At 60.5% G+C, this 1,051-nt stretch carries 3 protein-coding genes; all 3 read right to left on the reverse strand.

Going from position 1 to position 1,051, the window contains the following annotated elements:
- Positions 1-102: 102 nt before the first annotated feature.
- Genes DVK07_RS19485 through DVK07_RS19495 form a run of 3 tightly spaced genes read right to left on the reverse strand, consistent with a single transcriptional unit; the run spans position 103 to position 725 of the window.
- Positions 103-285, reverse strand: coding sequence for a hypothetical protein (locus tag DVK07_RS19485; RefSeq protein ID WP_121598510.1), 183 nt, complete (start codon positions 283-285; stop codon positions 103-105).
- Positions 278-496 (reverse strand): hypothetical protein, encoded by a 219-nt coding sequence (locus tag DVK07_RS19490; RefSeq protein WP_121598511.1) that lies wholly within the window; start codon positions 494-496, stop codon positions 278-280. The genes DVK07_RS19485 and DVK07_RS19490 overlap by 8 nt, the downstream gene beginning before the upstream one ends.
- A complete protein-coding gene (locus DVK07_RS19495) occupies positions 489-725 on the reverse strand; it encodes a hypothetical protein (RefSeq protein ID WP_233565532.1) in 237 nt (78 codons plus the stop codon). Before DVK07_RS19495 ends, DVK07_RS19490 begins: the two co-directional genes overlap by 8 nt.
- Between the last annotated feature and the right edge of the window lie 326 nt (positions 726-1,051).

Raw genomic sequence — 1,051 nt, forward strand, 5'->3', positions numbered from 1 at the left:
TTCGACGCGCACTCGTTCGGGTTGCCCTGCGAGGCGGCGCCGGTCGCGTCGACGAGGTCGAGGTAGACGGCTTCGAGGTCGTCCTCGTCGATGACGATCGCGTCACCCATTGTCGGCCTCCTGACGTTCGATCTTGATCCGGCTGTCGTCAGTTGCTGTTACGATGAACTCGTACTCCATCGCATCCGAGTAGCTGATCTCCAGCCGGTCGTGCTCCCCTTCGAGGTCATCAGGATCGTCACCATAGTAGCCGTCACCGGCCACGTACGCGACATCGTCACCCATCGTCGATGTCCTCCATCACGTCGACGTTCGCAGCGAGTTCTTGGAGCGCGACCTGAAGCTCACCGAGCTGCCCGTCGATCTTCTCGACGATCGCCTCGGGAGTGGGTGCCTCGTCCGGTGCGTCGACGTCGAGGTCGTCGACGGGGAGTTCGCCCCGGGCATCGCTCACCTGGTCGGCTGCGTCCCGGAGGCGGTCGGCCGGCTCACTCATCGGCCTCCTCGCAGACGACGTCGCGGAGCTCTTCAAGCAGCTCCGGGTGATGCTCCTTGAGCATCTCAACCTCTCCGGGTAGCTGTTCTCGGATCCGACGACGGACGCGTGAGACTGCCTGGTAGCGCTTGGCGTCGTCGACGTCGGCTTCGCCAGAGATACGATCCTGTTCTGTGTCCGTGATAAGCCCGCGAGACTTCGCCATGCGGGCAGGTTTGGTATCACCCATATTGGTTCCTTATATTCGCAACACCAAGTAAGTTAGGAATATTCGTAACGCTCTAAATACTCTTAATGTTGCGAATATTCGCAACCTATAAGTGAATGGCTGATATACTGTAGAGTAGGAAGCGCGGGACGCGGCCAGAAACGGACTGGTCGCCGGTGCGGACACACCGACGACCGCGCTGCCTGGAAGACAGCAATGACGACAGACACAATCCGACCCCAAAACGGTAGCGCTCCGGACTTCCACGACACGGAAGGCCCGCGAGCGATCGAGACGGCACAGATCCGCCAGATGAACCGACGCGATGTCGAGCCTGCTGAGGGTGA

The sequence above is a fragment of the Halorubrum sp. Atlit-26R genome, assembly GCF_003666015.1.
In the GTDB taxonomy this organism is placed as follows: Archaea; Halobacteriota; Halobacteria; order Halobacteriales; family Haloferacaceae; genus Halorubrum.

What these genes read in the sequence shown, in the direction of transcription:
- DVK07_RS19485 (WP_121598510.1), bottom strand. Translation starts at nt 285, where the DNA reads ATGGGTGACGATGTCGCGTACGTGGCCGGTGACGGCTACTATGGTGAC.
- DVK07_RS19490 (WP_121598511.1), bottom strand. Translation starts at nt 496, where the DNA reads ATGAGTGAGCCGGCCGACCGCCTCCGGGACGCAGCCGACCAGGTGAGC.
- DVK07_RS19495 (WP_233565532.1), bottom strand. Translation starts at nt 725, where the DNA reads ATGGGTGATACCAAACCTGCCCGCATGGCGAAGTCTCGCGGGCTTATC.